Consider the following 14,889-nt stretch of genomic DNA (forward strand, 5'->3'; position numbering starts at 1 on the left):
ACGGTATTTCAATTCTGGTTATCGATTAATTCAAAAGGGTGATTCGCTCTAAGGAAATTCTAAGTTCTGTTTAAGCTCGCTCTTATCGATGGCCGCTACTTTTCGGGCAGAGTAAGCTGGTGGGCAGACGTTGGTCTGCTGCTATTCTGCAAGTAACACTGGCTATAAACCAGCCGAATTATGGTCGTTTATTCTGTTGCCGCTGTTCTCATTATCGCATCGGGGTGTCTGAGCTATTTAACCAGCGCCTGGTTCGGATGTCAATCGTCAAATACGGGTCTGTTGCCTCCTCACTACCGCAAACTGATGAACCGATTCAAACCTGGCCGAAAGAAAATCGAAGCGAAACAGGAACAGCTTTTCGACTAAACGTGGCTGAATTATCAAGCAACTGCCTTATTTTGTCAGACGGATTGCTCGCTATCGTCCAGCAATTCCAGCAGCATTTCAACATCCCGCTGGCGAGCTAATCTGTATCGCGCAAAAGACAGGCCGGGACCTACTTTCAACGTATACGCCCAGTTCGGTAACTGACGGAACATGTCTTCGTCGGTCGTATCGTCACCAATGCTGACAATGAAATCATAAGCGGTTTGTTCGTAAAGTTTTTGCGCAATGGTTCCTTTGCTATGCCGCGCCGTTTTAACTTCAATGACCTTATTCCCCTGAATGACCGTTAGCCTGGCAGCCGATGGTGTACTACGCAGACGGGTGGCTAATTCAATGGCCTTTCCTTCGATATCGTCGGCCTGTGCCATGCGGTAATGCCAGACGACGGCTGTCTCTTTTTCTTCGATAAACGAGTTGGCATAGGTGTCGGTGTATTCGTTCATCGTGGCCAGAACCGGTTCGACCCAGTCAGCATCTGAAAGATCCAGTTTTTGCCAATTCTGTTCTGGCTTTCGGATAAATGCACCATGTTCAGCTACCAGCGTAACTGGCAAACCCTGAAATGTGTGTTCTAAAAATGTCCGATTTCGACCGCTGATGATGACCAGATCGCTGGTTTCGGCTAATCGATTCAGCACCGGCTGAATGGTTGGCGAAAGTTGTGCCTTAGCCGGATCATTGACAATCGGAGCCAGTGTACCGTCGAAATCAAGCAATAATAGACGCTGATGGGCTTTTTGAAATGCTTCGGTGAAGGACTGAACGGGTAGATTGGTGGCCAGATCCGATCGTTGATTTTCTCCGGAGGCAGCAAAAGCGGCCAGAAAGTTATGGCTCCACCGAAAAACGTTGTGATTTTGTAAGTGCTGTCTCATTTTCTTCATGCGCAGCGCTTGCTCATCCGGCAACATTGTCAACGCATTTTTAATGGCGGTGGCCACTTCCTGCGTATCGGTAGGATTGATAATCAAGGCATCGGGAAGCTCCTGAGCAGCTCCTGCCAGTTCACTCAGGATTAATACGCCCCGATTATCCCAACGACTGGCCACGAACTCTTTACACACCAGATTCATGCCATCGCGGATGGGTGTGATGAGAGCTACATCGCAGGCGGTATACATCGACAGTAATTCGGTAAATGTCAATGATAGGTATGAATACACGATCGGTCGCCAGCCAATGGTGCCAAACAAACCATTAATACGCCCAACGGTTTCCTCGATTTCCCGCTTAATCTCCTGATAATGACCGATTTTATCGCGAGATGGAACAACCGTCATAACAAAGGTCACCTTATTGCGCCAGCCAGGATTCTGCAATAGAAAACGTTCATAGCCCTGCAACCGGTAGGTAATCCCCTTTGCATAATCGAGTCGATCAACTGAAATAATGATTTTGTTGACTCGAAGCAGTTGTTGATACTGCGCTCGGGTTTCAAGGACGGATTCATCCTGACTCCGTTCATTAAATTTCGTAAAGTCGATACTAATCGGAAAGTCGCCGACACTAACGGACCGATTGGCCAGTACGACCCGTTGATCAATAATGGGCAGAGCCAGTACTTCCGACACATTCTGCATAAAATGCTGGACATAATCGGTGGTGTGAAAACCAACGACATCGGCCCCCAGAATACCGCTGATGAGTGCCTGTCGCCAGGCGCGGGGCAATAGCTTGATAATTTCGTAGGTAGGAAATGGAATATGAAAGAAGTAACCGATGGTAGCGTCAGGCACTGCCTGGCGCAGCATTTCGGGCAATAACATTAATTGGGAATCGTGTATCCAGACCAGATCACCAGGTTCAATAATGGACGTTAATTCTTCCAGAAAACGCGTATTTACCTGCTTATAGGCATCGAAGTAGTTTTCCTGAAACGAGGCATAGGAAGGAAAATAATGAAAGAGCGGCCAGATAAGGTCATTACAAAATCCTTCATAAAAGGCCTGGTGAACATCGTCGTCTACGAATACCGGGTGTGCGACGAAATGTTCATTTTCGAATGCTGATTGATGAATCGTTTTCAGATGATTGTCGCAATGGCCAATCCAGTGAATTTTCGGGACGTTTTCATCTGAAGATTGGCTTATTCGTTCGGCCATAGACAGGACCGCCGAAACCAGTCCACCCGAATTTTGAAAAAGCGTGACTCCGTCTTTCGTTTGTTTGATACTGAATGGTAAACGATAGGCTACAATAATAAGGCGTTTAAGCGTTTCATTGGGATTGTGCATGCCGTTTTGTGCTCTAAAGAAGAGCCTGGTACTTCTACAAAAGAGCGGCAATCCACTTAAAATGGCCTTAAGGAAATCTTAGAAAATCCTTAGAGAACTAACTAAAGAATAGAATCAGGCCTTTGAGCCGTGCCATCGTACCGGCGAATAAACCGGCCTCAGGAATGTCTATTCCAGCTTTCATTTTGTCCGGTTAGCGTTCAAATACCTATGCCATTTAGCGGGTATGGGCAAATTTTGAACAAAAAAAAGAAGAAATCATGACGACTAAAACAGCAAAAACAATTTATTGGATCGGAACGGCGCTAACCTCTCTGTGGTTTGGTGCGAGCGGTTTTTTTGAAGTTACCCGGAACCCTATTGTTTGGGACATAACACTGGCGTTAGGCTACCCGGTCTATTTTATTTATGTGCTGGGTGTTGCCAAACTACTAGGGGTGGCCGTACTGCTGGTTCCTGGCAAACTGCTTAGGTTAAAAGAATGGGTGTTTGCCGGTATATTTTTTGATATCATTTTTGCCTTTGCCTCCAAACTCAGTGTATTTGGCTTTTCAGCTACTGCCGACGCTATCGTTGCATTCATTATGGTAACGGTAACCTACTTCATGTTCAGTAGAGTAACCAGCGGGCCTTATTTTAATCAATCAATAGCAGTTTCCGCAAACGATTGAACACTCCGCAACTGTTTCTGGATATCGAATTAAGCAATAAAAGGTGTCTGGTTTGAAGGCCAGGTACCTTTTATTATATACAATTATTTATTCTTATTATATTTAACATGATTTCAACCTATATATTTGGCACAGCATTCATAATAAATGCCAATCAGTTTTCATTTTTTCATTCTACCATTCTCAATGACACGCAAGCACTACCTACTGTATTTTACGTTTTTGGCAATGACACTCGCAGGTTGTTCCAAGTCCGACGATAGCACTGTAACTCCGACTGATAACAACGCCGAATTACTAATCCGTAAATGGACTTTTTCTGACCTTACAGTCAAGACCGATGCCAAGTCGTACGTGATTCCTCAGACTCAAGGGAATATGATCAGTGTAGTCAGTGATGATAATGCCATAACCTTTAACAAGGAAGGCTCATTCTCCTATTTGTCTGACAGCAAACCAGTCATGGGCAAGTGGACATTAATCAATAAAACGCTGGTGCTAATCAATGCCGACAACGTAACATCTAACTGGTCAGTGAATGCGCTGACCAAGACAGATCTTGAATTAGCAAGTATAAACGTAGATCTGACAAAAGGCAAAGATCTTACTGACAGAAAGGTATACACTGAAGAAGAAAATTCAGTAGGAGCTGTGTCACTGATATTCTTAGCATCGCTCGGCAAGCAAAACGGGGGTACGATTGACTTGACTAAAGAACCGCAACCAAAAAGTATTCAATTGATCTTAAAAGGAAAAGGTCAGTAAAATTGCTCAATCAATACAAACGGAAAGAGGCTCGCATTAACTAATGCGAGCCTCTTTCCGTTTGTATTGATTAAGCCAGTCGATTAATGCAGTTCAGATCTTCGAACGCAATTTTCAGGCGCTGAACCATGCTTTCTTCGCCTTTACGAAGCCATACACGTGGATCGTAGTATTTTTTGTTCGGCGAATCAGCCCCTTCGGGGTTGCCCAGCTGCGATTGCAGATAGCCTTCCTTCGCTTTGTAATAGTTCAGAATACCTTCCCACATTGCCCACTGCATGTCGGTGTCGAGGTTCATTTTCACGGCTCCGTAGCGGATCGCTTCCCGAATCTCTTCACGGCTCGATCCCGAACCGCCGTGGAAAACGAAGTTAACCGGGAGTGGCCCCGTAGCGTATTTCTCCTGAATGTATTTCTGTGAGTTGTCCAGAATGATTGGTGACAGCTTCACATTACCAGGCTTATAAACGCCGTGTACGTTTCCAAAAGCAGCTGCGATCGTGAAGTTTGGCGAAATTTTGCTCAATTCTTCGTAAGCATACGCTACTTCAGAAGGCTGCGTATACAATTTCGAATCGTCAACATCGGAGTTATCGACGCCGTCTTCTTCACCACCCGTTACGCCAAGCTCAATTTCAAGCGTCATGCCAATTTTGGCCATCCGCTCAAAGTATTTCGAGCAGATTTCAATGTTTTCTTCGATTGGCTCTTCCGACAGGTCGAGCATATGCGACGAATACAGTGGCTTGCCCGTTTGGTCGAAATGTTTTTCGCCAGCCTCGAGCAGACCGTCAATCCACGGCAGCAGTTTTTTAGCGCAGTGATCGGTGTGTAAAATCACGGGGACACCGTAGAGTTCGGCAACATGATGAACGTGCAGAGCCCCCGAAATGGAGCCAGCAATGGCAGCCTGTTGTTTGTCGTTGGGAAGGCTTTTCCCGGCGTAGAAAATACCACCACCATTCGAGAACTGGATGATTACCGGCGAATTAACAGCTTTGGCCGTTTCCAACACGGCATTCACGGAGTCTGTACCGACAACATTGACGGCAGGCAGGGCGTAATCATTTTCGTTGGCGTGGCGGAAAATTTCGGTGACGCCTTCTCCGGTAACAACGCCGGGCGCAAAACGAGTGGCTACTTCGCTCATGATTAGGGCTAATTTTTGGATTCGTTCAAGAAATAGTTTGCCGAAAAACTGACCGGCCAACCTATCTGGTTTCAGTGGGTAAAGTTGGGGATATTGTGAAAAAAAAGCTAATTATGTAGCAACGCTTTCATTCACAGATGCCTTTTATCAACTAAAAATTATTTATACTGACCTGGTATTGAACGGATAACCAACTGCATTCCCTGATAACTTTACAAACAACCGGGACTTTGGTTCGGAGCATTGGCGCATTTATGAACCATAGCACGGGTCAGATTCAACGGCCTGACTGTTTTTCTGTCTATTTTTTTCTGTCAACATTTGACCCCATAAACTAAGCCTTTATACTCTTGAAAACCCTCTTTTTCTGCCCAATGTGGGGTATGGAAAGCCTCTCCTACACCGAAGCCGCCCGTCGTGTGAAAACCGCCGGATACGATGGCATGGAAATTTCCGCCGGTCCAGATAAACGCAATGAAGCCGTTCAGGTTACGCACGACAACGGCCTTGAGTTAATTCTGATGGCCTTTGGTGGAGGCAGTAATTTTACCGAACACAAGAAGAAATATCACGACGATCTGCTCGACATTGCGTCTTATAAACCGCTGTTTATTAACGCACATACGGGCCACGACTATTTTACCTTCGAGCAGAATATCGAGCTAATTCAGGTGGCAACTGACGTTCAGAAACAAACTGGTGTTCGCATTCTGCACGAAACCCACCGGGGACGGTTCTCATACAGTGCCCCGGCTATTCAGTATTATCTGCTCAAAGTTCCCGAGCTTCGGTTAACTGCCGATTATTCGCACTGGGTAAATGTAGCGGAGTCTTACCTGAGCGATCAGTTGGAGAACGTTAACCGAGCCATTGCTGTCAGTGATCATATTCACTGTCGTGTCGGACATCCAGAAGGCCCGCAGGTCAATGATCCGCGCGCACCCGAATGGAAAGATGCGCTCGAAAGCCATGCTAAATGGTGGGATGCCATCCGTGCCCGTCTGCAAAAGGCCAATACCCCTACCCTGACCGTTACCTGCGAGTTTGGTCCGGCGGGCTATCTGCCAACGCTTCCGTATACCCAACAACCAATTGCCAGTCAATGGGATATTAACGTTTTCATGAAAGATTACCTGAAAAAACGGTGGCAAGTGTAGTGATTTGCCGCGTTCTATTTTCAGACCAATTCGCCGTGCGGTAAGATTTTTGCTTCGTATCTCTTAAATAGAAACCGGACTTCGTAAATTCGATTATATGTCTCGAATTCTATCTATAATCTGCCTGCTTCTGTTCATCTCGCTGCGTCCGATATGGGCTCAACTGGCCCAGTCGCTGCGGATCGAAATTCCGTCTGATCCCAATGAGGCCGAATCGTTCGATATAACACCGCTGGCCGAGCGGGGCGTTCTAATGACCATTCAGACTGGAAATTATTACGATAATACGCCCAACAAATTCAACTTTCAGCGGTATAATACGGAGCTTAAGCAGACTTGGCGAACCGAATTCAAACAGGATATCAAATTCAGGCCCGTACTTTCCTATAATAACAATCAATACGTTTATCACCTTTTCCGCGAATACGATACGGATCATTTCCAGTTTTTGCGCCTGCATCTCGACGATGGTGTCATCGAAACGTTCGAGGGCAACTTGATCGACCAGTTTGACATACAGCAGTTTAAAGTCATGGGAAGCCAGGCTTATGTTGGTGGCTATCACCACGGACGTCCAGTTGTCATGTCGTTTTCCTTCTTCGATAGCTCCACCAAAGTGCTGCCAGGTATGTATGTCAATCACATGGAAATCAGTAGCCTGGAAATTGATGAAATCCGGCAGGAAGTCAATGTGCTGGTTCATTCGACCAAACGCAATTGCCGGTTTTCAATCAGAACCTATACTTACGACAGTAAGCTGCTCCGAACGGTCGATTTCGACAAAGCCAAATACACCCTGATTTCAGGGAAACTCCTGCCTGTCAACAGAAACGAGTCGCTGCTGGTCGGCAATTATTCAACGGATTGTACGCCCTATTCGCAGGGTATCTATGTGACTCGCATCCATCATGGCGATCAGGTCGATGCGTCGGCCGAAGCGGTCAACAATATTCAGTACATCGAATTTTCGCAGCTACAGAATTTTTTCAATTTCTTAAAGCCCCATCGGCAGCAGAAACTGTTGGCCAGAGCCTTGAAAAAGAAAGAAGAAGGCAAGGATTACAAATTCCATTACCGGTTGCTTGTTCATGATCTGCAACCCACACCCGACGGTCTGACACTGGTAGCAGAGGTCTATTATCCCCAATATCGCGGCAACACATTAGCCTATGGGGGCTATCTGCGTGGAGCCGACCGCTATGAGGGTTATCGCTACACGCATGCATTCATTTGTGGTTTCGATATTCAGGGCAAACTTCTCTGGGACAACTGTCTTCCAATTAAAGAACTTCTCAGTTCTGAATTGACAGAAATGGTACAGGTTTCGCACCAGGGTGACCGTATGGTACTGGCTTACCCCAACGACGGTGAAATCACTACGGAAGTTATTCAGGGAAGCAAAGTGTTAAAGGAAACGGAGAAGTTTAAACTTCAGACCAATACACAGGATGAAAAAATAACATTTTCGGCCCACGAAAATCTGATGGCGTGGTATGACCGGCATTTTCTGGCTTATGGTTTCCAGAAAATTGCTCCGTCGAAAAACTATGCCAGCCAGCGTGAAGTCTTCTATCTGAATAAACTGACTTACACGCCTGAGACGTCACCCGCTAAACCGTCCGATGCAACTACCCGAAAAAACGACGGATCAGAACGATAAGTAGATTCAATACAACACTGACAATGATACAGGTGACTATGGGGAAATAAAACCCACCACCGTTTTTATTCTCAATTCGAATGTCGCCGGGCAAACGACCTAACCAGTTCAGTTTATCGCCCAGAAAATAAACAACAAGGCCAACCAGAACCAGCCCAATTCCGATTAGTAGGATGTATTTGCCAATGGTTGAGTTCATTGTATCATTTTTATTAGGCTCCAGTCAGTAATAATTTACGGTTGATGAACGATTTTCTTTCTAGCCTCGGCCACAAAATTGCAGAATGTTTATTTTAGGTATCATTGAGCTAAGAAATAGCCCCCTGACAAACCCGATTCTAAAATAAATACAATTATTTAAGCGCTCACTTGCTTTTCAAGGAATTTTTTCTTACTTTTGCACTAGATTTTACAAGCGACATCCGTCGTATCTCTGTTTCTCTCCTTTTTACACGCTGAGTTAGGTCTGACAGAGTCCGGTATGGATGTACAGGATGGGTTTCTGTGTGGACGCTCCCGGGTGGGGCACTTGCGCGTGGGCTAATCGTCTAATTGTTCGGGCCAGTTGTTGGTTTGTTGTCTTCTCCCTTTAGATAGGTCGGGAGTGTGGTCCTTGTTGGGTCGTTGGGGCAATCGTTCGTTGGGCAATTCTCGCATTATCGCGCCGTTCACAGGCACTGACTCGTCTTCGCTTGGATGATTAATTCTACATTTTTCCCAAGTTAATGAAAACGAAAAAAACGAACACTGATAGTCAGGACGAAACGCTGACCGTTGATCAATCGGTAATGGAAGTGGCACAAACAGACAATAACGATCTGGAAACACCTGTAGCCAATACAGAAATACAGAACGCCGTGGCGGAAGTTATATCTGTGGAAGATACACCTGTAGCAGCCACTACACCCGACACAACCGGTACGCCTAAAGTCGATCCTAACCAGATCCTTTTCTCAAGCCTTGATATTTCAGAAGACCTATTACGGGCTGTTACCGATATGGGCTTCATTAGCCCGTCGCCAATTCAGGCCGAAGCGATTCCACCAATTCTGGCAGGTCGCGACGTCATTGGTCAGGCTCAAACCGGAACTGGTAAAACAGCCGCTTTTGGTATTCCTGCTCTTGATCTGATTGATGTGCAGGACCGTGCGGTTCAGGTACTTATTCTTTGCCCAACCCGTGAACTGGCTCTGCAGGTAGCAGAAGAAATCAAAAAGCTAGCTAAATACAAGCGGGGTGTCCGTATCGAAGCGATTTATGGAGGTGACTCCATTGAACGGCAGATCCGGTCCCTTAAAAGTGGAGTTCATATCGTGATCGGAACGCCCGGTCGTGTTATGGACCACATGGAACGCAATACGCTTAAACTCGACCACGTCAAGATGATGATTCTTGATGAGGCCGATGAAATGCTGGATATGGGCTTTCGCGAAGACATCGAGAACATTCTGGACGACATGCCCGAAGAGCGGCAAACGATCCTGTTCTCGGCTACGATGTCGAAGCCGATCATGCAGATCACTCAGAAATTCCAGAAAGACCCTGTTCTGGTAAAGGTCGTCAAACGTGAACTGACCAATACCAATATCGAGCAGGTGTATTTTGAAGTGAAGCCAAAAGCAAAAGTTGAGGTAATGTGCCGTCTGATCGACATGTATGACCTGAAACTATTGCTGGTATTCTGTAATACGAAGCGTAAGGTCGACGAGATCGTCGAAGATCTGCAAATTCGTGGTTATCAGGCAGAAGGCTTACACGGTGACCTTCGTCAGGCACAGCGGAATAACGTCATGAGTAAGTTCCGTGCCGGTACGACCAGCATTCTGGTTGCTACTGACGTAGCCGCTCGTGGTATCGACGTTGACGATGTCGATGCTGTTATCAACTTCGATATTCCGCTCGACGAAGAATATTACGTACACCGCATTGGCCGGACGGGCCGCGCTGGCAAATCAGGCCGGGCGTTCTCGATGGTCGGTCGTGACGAAAAATACCGCTTCCGCGAAATTCAGACCTATACCAAAGTAAAGGTTGAAAAAGGTGTAATTCCGTCTTTCGAAGACATCGTAGGTGTTCGGAAAGCTCGCTTTATCGAGCAAATCCAGCAGGCGATTCAGGAAAGCCAGGATCTGAACCTGTATTCGGATATGCTTACCCAACTGCAACACGCAGGCTTCTCGACCGAACAAATCGTGGCGGCTCTGGTGAAACGCAGCATGGGTCTCGAGAAAAACGAATTTGCCGATCAAAATCTTGGTCTGGAAGATGATCGTCGGTCGGGCCGTGACAAATACGCCGATCGTGGCCGTGGTGATGCACCAGGCCGTTTCGATGATCGTCGTGGTGGTGACCGCGGGGGTTCGCGTTTTGGCGATAGAGATCGGCCGTCTTATGGCGATCGGGGTGGTAACCGCGACCGGCCAAGCTTCGGTGATCGGGGTGGCAACCGCGACCGGCCAGCTTTCGGTGATCGGGCCAGACGTGCTGATGGACCAGACCGCGACCGTAAGCCTTACTTTGACCGTGACGAACAACGGGCACCGCGTGAACGTGACGCAAACATGACTCGTCTGATGGTGAGCATTGGCCGTAAGGATTACGTTCGTCCAGGCGATATTGTTGGTGCCATTGCTGGCGAAGCCAATATTCCAGGCAACACCATCGGCAGCATCGATATCTTCGACAAATTCACTTACGTCGATGTTCCTAAAGATGTAGCCAACCGCGTTCTTGACGTTATGGAAGGCAATACGATCAAAGGACGCCGTGTAAATATTGAAGTAGCACGCTGATAGCCAGCTTGATTATAGCGAATGCAAAAAGCCATCTGAGAAGGTGGCTTTTTTGCGTTAGTTCCAGGTCGGATCAATCCTCACTTCGTACTGAAAACAATCGTTTCAGCCAGCTTTTCTTTTCGTCATTCTCTTCTTTCGTCTCCTGTTCGGTGAGTTGGTAATCCGCCAGTGCCTTCAGGTCTGGCTGACCGGCATCGACCCAGCAGGTGTACCAAAAATCACCAACCAGTTTAATCGATGCCCGCATTTGTCGTTCCACCTGACCGCGCAGGCGCTCATGGTACTTCTGCGAGAAATCGGACGAATAAACTTTTGTGGTCAGGCCATTCCGCTCCTCAAAACCGAATTTACGTGTTTCGCCCATCTCTTCGGTCAGTTTCTCCTCAAACCGCAACACCGAGTCCAGGGCAGCATTAGCATTGAATACGGCTCGCCAGGCTGCTTTCTGGGGCGAGTTGACATAACTGGCTTGTCCGGTTAGAAAATCGTACTCGGCACTGAACAACTCTGGCAAACGCGACTCCCAGAAGCCATGAATACCCTGCTGGTTTGTCAACTGGCCATTGTAGTTACGGGTCGTATGCAAAGGCACATTGGCATCAGCAATATAATGCCCTAAATCGGCAGCCACACGCAGAATTCGGCGCGCATCCCGTTGCCTGAATGCTTCGGTTAGCTGATATTTGGTTAGCTGTATCTGCCAGGGTACAAGTCCATGTAAGGCAAGCGTATCTTCGCCATATCGCTCCGTTGCTTCTTTATAGAAACGCGGAAGTGTCGTTACTGACGTGTCCGGGTAGGCATCAAGGTCAATAAAATGGCGCGGGGCCTCCCCTACTACCGCATATCGGCGTTTATCGGGATTGACAGCATTGTCGGCCAGAAAATTAATATGCTTTTTAAAGAATGGCATCATTTCAGTCGGCAGCGTAAATACAGCCAGCCGATTAATCTGCTGATGCGCATAAAATCCCCACTCAGGCCGAAGCTTTGAGTGACGATGACAAATTGACTTTTTCCAAGAAATCCCGTCCCGATAAACCTCGTTTTTTGGGGTTATTTCTTCGTATACGGGCTTACCACTCAATAAACTTTCAGCAAAAAAAATACCCACAATACCCAACCAAATAAAACCGTTGTACATTTGATGAAACATGGTACTTTAAGACTAAAAGATTTAATTATTCAAAAGAAGTGCCGTGTAATTCAAAATAAAATTCGGAAAAACAGAAAAATATCAAATAATCATGAATGCTAAATCACGAGGTTACGCTCTCATTGTTGTGCTAATGTGCGCTTTTGCTTTGACAATCTATGGTGCCTACTCACCTGCCAGAAAAGCCCAGAAACAGCAAGTTGTGTGCATAAAATTCAAAAAAGGGGTTGAAAACGCAGCTGTTGAACAGCATATGAATGGTTTTGCAGCCCTAAAGCACGAAATTCCACAGATCGTAGGTTATACGTCTGGTAAGACAATTTTGCCCAATCAGGCTGTTGCAGACTACGATGTGGTCCATTATCTGACCTTTCAGAGCGAAGCCGACATCAAGACATTTGAGCAAAGTGCTGTCTACAAACAGTTTGTTGCACAGAACCAGGGAATTTGGGATAAAACCTTGGTCGTCAACGCAGATATTCGCCCATAAATAGGCAAAACTTCTAGAAATTCGGATGGAGCTATTGACTGTTCCATCCGAATTTCGTATTTTTGCGCCCTCTTATCGCGACAACGATTTTCACATTACATACAAATGGCAAACCATAAGTCAGCAAAAAAAGCAATCCGGTCGAGCGCCAAGAAGCGGTTGTTGAACCGTTACCAGCACGTAACAACCCGGAACATGGTAAAAAAACTACGTACCACTACCGACCACGCTATGGCGGTTGAATTGTTCAAGTCGGTTTCGTCTGCTCTGGACAAACTAGCTAAGCGCAGTATCATCCACAAAAACAAAGCAGCCAACAATAAATCGAAACTGGCTCGTTTGGTCAATGGTCTGAAACCGGCAGCAGCTTAGGCTTTAGACGCCTTAATCCGGCATAGTAACATTTTTACCGATAATGAAACCTTATCTTTTGGTGGATAGGGTTTTTTTATGCACTTTGGAAACGCAAATTTCGTCCGTAACGACCCTGTTTCTATGATTTACGCAACCTCCGGTACGATTCAAAGCTGGGCAGAAGAAGACCGCCCGCGCGAAAAATTAATGCTTAAGGGCAAAGCAGCTCTATCTGAAGCCGAATTGATCGCCATTCTGATTAACTCAGGTACCGTTGATCTAACGGCCGTTGACGTAGCAAAGATCATTCTGAAGAGCGTAGATAATAACCTCAACGAGCTGGCCAGGCTCAGCATTAAAGACCTATCTAAATTTCGGGGTATCGGCGAAGCAAAAGCGATCAGTATTGTGGCTGCCCTTGAACTCGGTCGTAGGCGCAAAGAGCAGGATCGACCCCAACGGGCACGTATTACCTGTTCGCGCGATGCCTACAACGAAATGATACCACACCTGATCGACAAGCCCCACGAAGAGTTCTGGATTTTACTGATGAATCGGGCAAATGAAATTCTTCGGCCTGTCCAGATCAGTTCAGGAGGTATATCGGGCACAGTTGCCGATACCAGACTTATTTTCAAGCAAGCAATCGAGCATCTGGCCTCGTCAATGATCTTACTTCATAACCATCCTTCGGGCAATCTACTGCCTTCACAGGCCGACAAAGACCTGACGCGCAAGCTTAAAGAGGCTGGGCGACTACTGGAAATTCCCGTACTCGATCACCTGATTTTTACGGACAAAGCGTATTTCAGCTTTGCGGATGAGGGTATTCTCTAGTTGCTGGTTTGCGTGCTTATTTACGTTAACAAAAACGGTTTCAGGCTAAAACACAGCACAAAAACAACTAAAGCCAACCAGCCCAGAATCTTACGTTTAGCATCCAGTGGCTCCTGCAACTCCGTTTCGGGATGATAGATGCCAAGGAATCGACCCAATACGAAGACAAATACCAGAAAACCAGAGTAACCTTCCCACTGCGGCTGAATCCAGGAAAAAATCAGTTGCGTTGCCACAACGCTAAGCGTAATGAGCCATGAGGTCATGCGATTCTCGCTGATCCGTGAAAAAGCCAGATACAGAAAACCAACATATAAGCCAAAGGAGCCTAGCTCAGAAAAAAATGCCTCGTCAGTCGGTACAGCAAAATCCGATGGTTTAAATAAGCCCAATCCGGCATAAAACGCAAAGACAATGAACAAGGCAGGAGCTACCCACCGATATAAATCCCGGCCTATTAAGGCATAAAGAATATGGCCGCCATCCAATTGTCCAATAGGAATTAAATTAAGCGAGGTGAAAAACAATGCCAGATAACCCGCCATTAGATACGGGTAATGGATCATCTCGTATGGGTGAGGCACACGCGCAGGATCGGCTACGTAGGTCTTAAAAAAGTTGAATAGCAAATTGTCGCCCAGTCCTACCGCTCCACCTGGTGGCAGGTTCCGGTAGGCATACTGCCCGTAATCAAGCCCCCACTTCTGGTATTCGGGGTGTATTGTAAAGATATACTCCGGCGGGGGTAAGTGAGTAAATCCATACCACAACACGACCAATGCCAGCACAAACCCAGCCAATGGCCCGGCAATACCAATATCGAAATACTTTTTGCGGCTGTTGATGTAATCCTTAATCCGGATGAATGCGCCCAGCGTTCCAATACTCTGTCCAATGCCCAGCCACAGCGGTATGTAATAGGGCAGCGTTACGCGAACTTTATTGGCTTTTGCGGTAAAATAATGGCCAAATTCATGAACAGTCAGGATGGCCAGAAAGGGAATCGAAAACTGAAAGCCAGCCACAAACTCCTCCCAGCCAAGGGTCTTCATTTTTTCGATCGGTATGAACAACCGCCCGAACATCCACTCGGCTCCGGCCATAGTGGTAGTAATCAGAGTAACTAAAAAAAGACCTCCGTGGAGGAGGTACGTTTTGGTACGTTGGCTCATTAATGCTGTATGCTATAGGATGTATTCATTAGGCTGCATGATCTGAAATGACCATACT

The 14,889-nt window shown here is 46.5% G+C and carries 14 protein-coding genes; 9 read left to right on the forward strand and 5 right to left on the reverse strand.

What is annotated here, in order from left to right; all coding sequences use genetic code 11:
* Positions 1-180 precede the first annotated feature (180 nt).
* Positions 181-369: a hypothetical protein gene (locus GJR95_RS34565; RefSeq protein ID WP_162390192.1), complete on the forward strand. Its 189-nt coding sequence runs from the start codon at positions 181-183 to the stop codon at positions 367-369.
* Between the two features lie 35 nt (positions 370-404).
* Here the strand turns inward: GJR95_RS34565 and GJR95_RS34570 are convergent, their stop codons facing one another.
* Positions 405-2,624: a bifunctional alpha,alpha-trehalose-phosphate synthase (UDP-forming)/trehalose-phosphatase gene (locus GJR95_RS34570; protein ID WP_162390193.1), complete on the reverse strand. Its 2,220-nt coding sequence runs from the start codon at positions 2,622-2,624 to the stop codon at positions 405-407.
* Between the two features lie 260 nt (positions 2,625-2,884).
* Here GJR95_RS34570 and GJR95_RS34575 point away from each other — a divergent pair, with 260 nt between their 5' ends.
* Both GJR95_RS34575 and GJR95_RS34580 read left to right on the forward strand, forming a co-directional pair.
* Positions 2,885-3,295, forward strand: coding sequence for a DoxX family protein (locus GJR95_RS34575; protein ID WP_162390194.1), 411 nt, complete (start codon positions 2,885-2,887; stop codon positions 3,293-3,295).
* A gap of 186 nt (positions 3,296-3,481) precedes the next feature.
* Entirely contained in the window at positions 3,482-4,060 is a 579-nt protein-coding gene (locus GJR95_RS34580; RefSeq protein WP_162390195.1) for a hypothetical protein, read from the forward strand.
* 70 nt (positions 4,061-4,130) lie between these two features.
* Here the strand turns inward: GJR95_RS34580 and fbaA are convergent, their stop codons facing one another.
* A complete protein-coding gene (fbaA, locus tag GJR95_RS34585; RefSeq protein WP_162390196.1) occupies positions 4,131-5,210 on the reverse strand; it encodes a class II fructose-bisphosphate aldolase in 1,080 nt (359 codons plus the stop codon).
* 350 nt (positions 5,211-5,560) lie between these two features.
* On the opposite strand from fbaA, the gene GJR95_RS34590 reads away from it, so the two are divergent.
* Together GJR95_RS34590 and GJR95_RS34595 are read left to right on the forward strand one after the other, a co-directional pair.
* Entirely contained in the window at positions 5,561-6,367 is an 807-nt protein-coding gene (locus GJR95_RS34590) for a sugar phosphate isomerase/epimerase (protein WP_232540960.1), read from the forward strand.
* Positions 6,368-6,464: 97 nt separating this feature from the next.
* The gene (locus tag GJR95_RS34595) at positions 6,465-8,027 is read left to right on the forward strand and encodes a hypothetical protein (protein ID WP_162390197.1); all 1,563 of its coding nucleotides are present in this window, start codon (positions 6,465-6,467) and stop codon (positions 8,025-8,027) included.
* Here the strand turns inward: GJR95_RS34595 and GJR95_RS34600 are convergent.
* Positions 7,996-8,226, reverse strand: a complete 231-nt coding sequence (locus GJR95_RS34600) for a DUF2905 domain-containing protein (protein WP_162390198.1) — start codon at positions 8,224-8,226, stop codon at positions 7,996-7,998. The two genes, GJR95_RS34595 and GJR95_RS34600, sit on opposite strands and share 32 nt — an antisense overlap.
* A gap of 526 nt (positions 8,227-8,752) precedes the next feature.
* On the opposite strand from GJR95_RS34600, the gene GJR95_RS34605 reads away from it, so the two are divergent.
* Positions 8,753-10,819: a DEAD/DEAH box helicase gene (locus tag GJR95_RS34605; protein WP_162390199.1), complete on the forward strand. Its 2,067-nt coding sequence runs from the start codon at positions 8,753-8,755 to the stop codon at positions 10,817-10,819.
* Positions 10,820-10,892: 73 nt separating this feature from the next.
* Here GJR95_RS34605 and GJR95_RS34610 read toward each other — a convergent pair whose 3' ends face one another.
* Complete coding sequence (locus GJR95_RS34610; RefSeq protein WP_162390200.1) at positions 10,893-11,978, reverse strand: zinc dependent phospholipase C family protein; 1,086 nt, start codon at positions 11,976-11,978, stop codon at positions 10,893-10,895.
* Positions 11,979-12,069: 91 nt separating this feature from the next.
* Here GJR95_RS34610 and GJR95_RS34615 point away from each other — a divergent pair, with 91 nt between their 5' ends.
* The 3 genes from GJR95_RS34615 to radC all read left to right on the forward strand — a co-directional run bounded on the left by GJR95_RS34615 (position 12,070) and on the right by radC (position 13,659).
* The gene (locus tag GJR95_RS34615; protein ID WP_162390201.1) at positions 12,070-12,468 is read left to right on the forward strand and encodes a Dabb family protein; all 399 of its coding nucleotides are present in this window, start codon (positions 12,070-12,072) and stop codon (positions 12,466-12,468) included.
* A 105-nt stretch (positions 12,469-12,573) separates the two neighbouring features.
* Entirely contained in the window at positions 12,574-12,840 is a 267-nt protein-coding gene (gene rpsT / locus GJR95_RS34620) for a 30S ribosomal protein S20 (protein ID WP_162390202.1), read from the forward strand.
* A gap of 123 nt (positions 12,841-12,963) precedes the next feature.
* Entirely contained in the window at positions 12,964-13,659 is a 696-nt protein-coding gene (gene radC, locus GJR95_RS34625; protein WP_162390203.1) for a RadC family protein, read from the forward strand.
* A gap of 20 nt (positions 13,660-13,679) precedes the next feature.
* On the opposite strand, the gene GJR95_RS34630 is transcribed toward radC, so the two are convergent.
* Complete coding sequence (locus GJR95_RS34630; protein WP_162390204.1) at positions 13,680-14,831, reverse strand: site-2 protease family protein; 1,152 nt, start codon at positions 14,829-14,831, stop codon at positions 13,680-13,682.
* Between the last annotated feature and the right edge of the window lie 58 nt (positions 14,832-14,889).

Origin of the sequence: Spirosoma endbachense, assembly GCF_010233585.1 — a bacterium.
Lineage (GTDB): Bacteria > Bacteroidota > Bacteroidia > Cytophagales > Spirosomataceae > Spirosoma > Spirosoma endbachense.

What these genes read in the sequence shown, in the direction of transcription:
- GJR95_RS34605 (WP_162390199.1), top strand. Translation starts at nt 8,753, where the DNA reads ATGAAAACGAAAAAAACGAACACTGATAGTCAGGACGAAACGCTGACC.
- GJR95_RS34600 (WP_162390198.1), bottom strand. Translation starts at nt 8,226, where the DNA reads ATGAACTCAACCATTGGCAAATACATCCTACTAATCGGAATTGGGCTG.
- fbaA (WP_162390196.1), bottom strand. Translation starts at nt 5,210, where the DNA reads ATGAGCGAAGTAGCCACTCGTTTTGCGCCCGGCGTTGTTACCGGAGAA.
- rpsT (WP_162390202.1), top strand. Translation starts at nt 12,574, where the DNA reads ATGGCAAACCATAAGTCAGCAAAAAAAGCAATCCGGTCGAGCGCCAAG.
- GJR95_RS34575 (WP_162390194.1), top strand. Translation starts at nt 2,885, where the DNA reads ATGACGACTAAAACAGCAAAAACAATTTATTGGATCGGAACGGCGCTA.
- GJR95_RS34630 (WP_162390204.1), bottom strand. Translation starts at nt 14,831, where the DNA reads ATGAGCCAACGTACCAAAACGTACCTCCTCCACGGAGGTCTTTTTTTA.
- GJR95_RS34580 (WP_162390195.1), top strand. Translation starts at nt 3,482, where the DNA reads ATGACACGCAAGCACTACCTACTGTATTTTACGTTTTTGGCAATGACA.
- radC (WP_162390203.1), top strand. Translation starts at nt 12,964, where the DNA reads ATGATTTACGCAACCTCCGGTACGATTCAAAGCTGGGCAGAAGAAGAC.
- GJR95_RS34565 (WP_162390192.1), top strand. Translation starts at nt 181, where the DNA reads ATGGTCGTTTATTCTGTTGCCGCTGTTCTCATTATCGCATCGGGGTGT.
- GJR95_RS34615 (WP_162390201.1), top strand. Translation starts at nt 12,070, where the DNA reads ATGAATGCTAAATCACGAGGTTACGCTCTCATTGTTGTGCTAATGTGC.
- GJR95_RS34570 (WP_162390193.1), bottom strand. Translation starts at nt 2,624, where the DNA reads ATGCACAATCCCAATGAAACGCTTAAACGCCTTATTATTGTAGCCTAT.
- GJR95_RS34610 (WP_162390200.1), bottom strand. Translation starts at nt 11,978, where the DNA reads ATGTTTCATCAAATGTACAACGGTTTTATTTGGTTGGGTATTGTGGGT.
- GJR95_RS34595 (WP_162390197.1), top strand. Translation starts at nt 6,465, where the DNA reads ATGTCTCGAATTCTATCTATAATCTGCCTGCTTCTGTTCATCTCGCTG.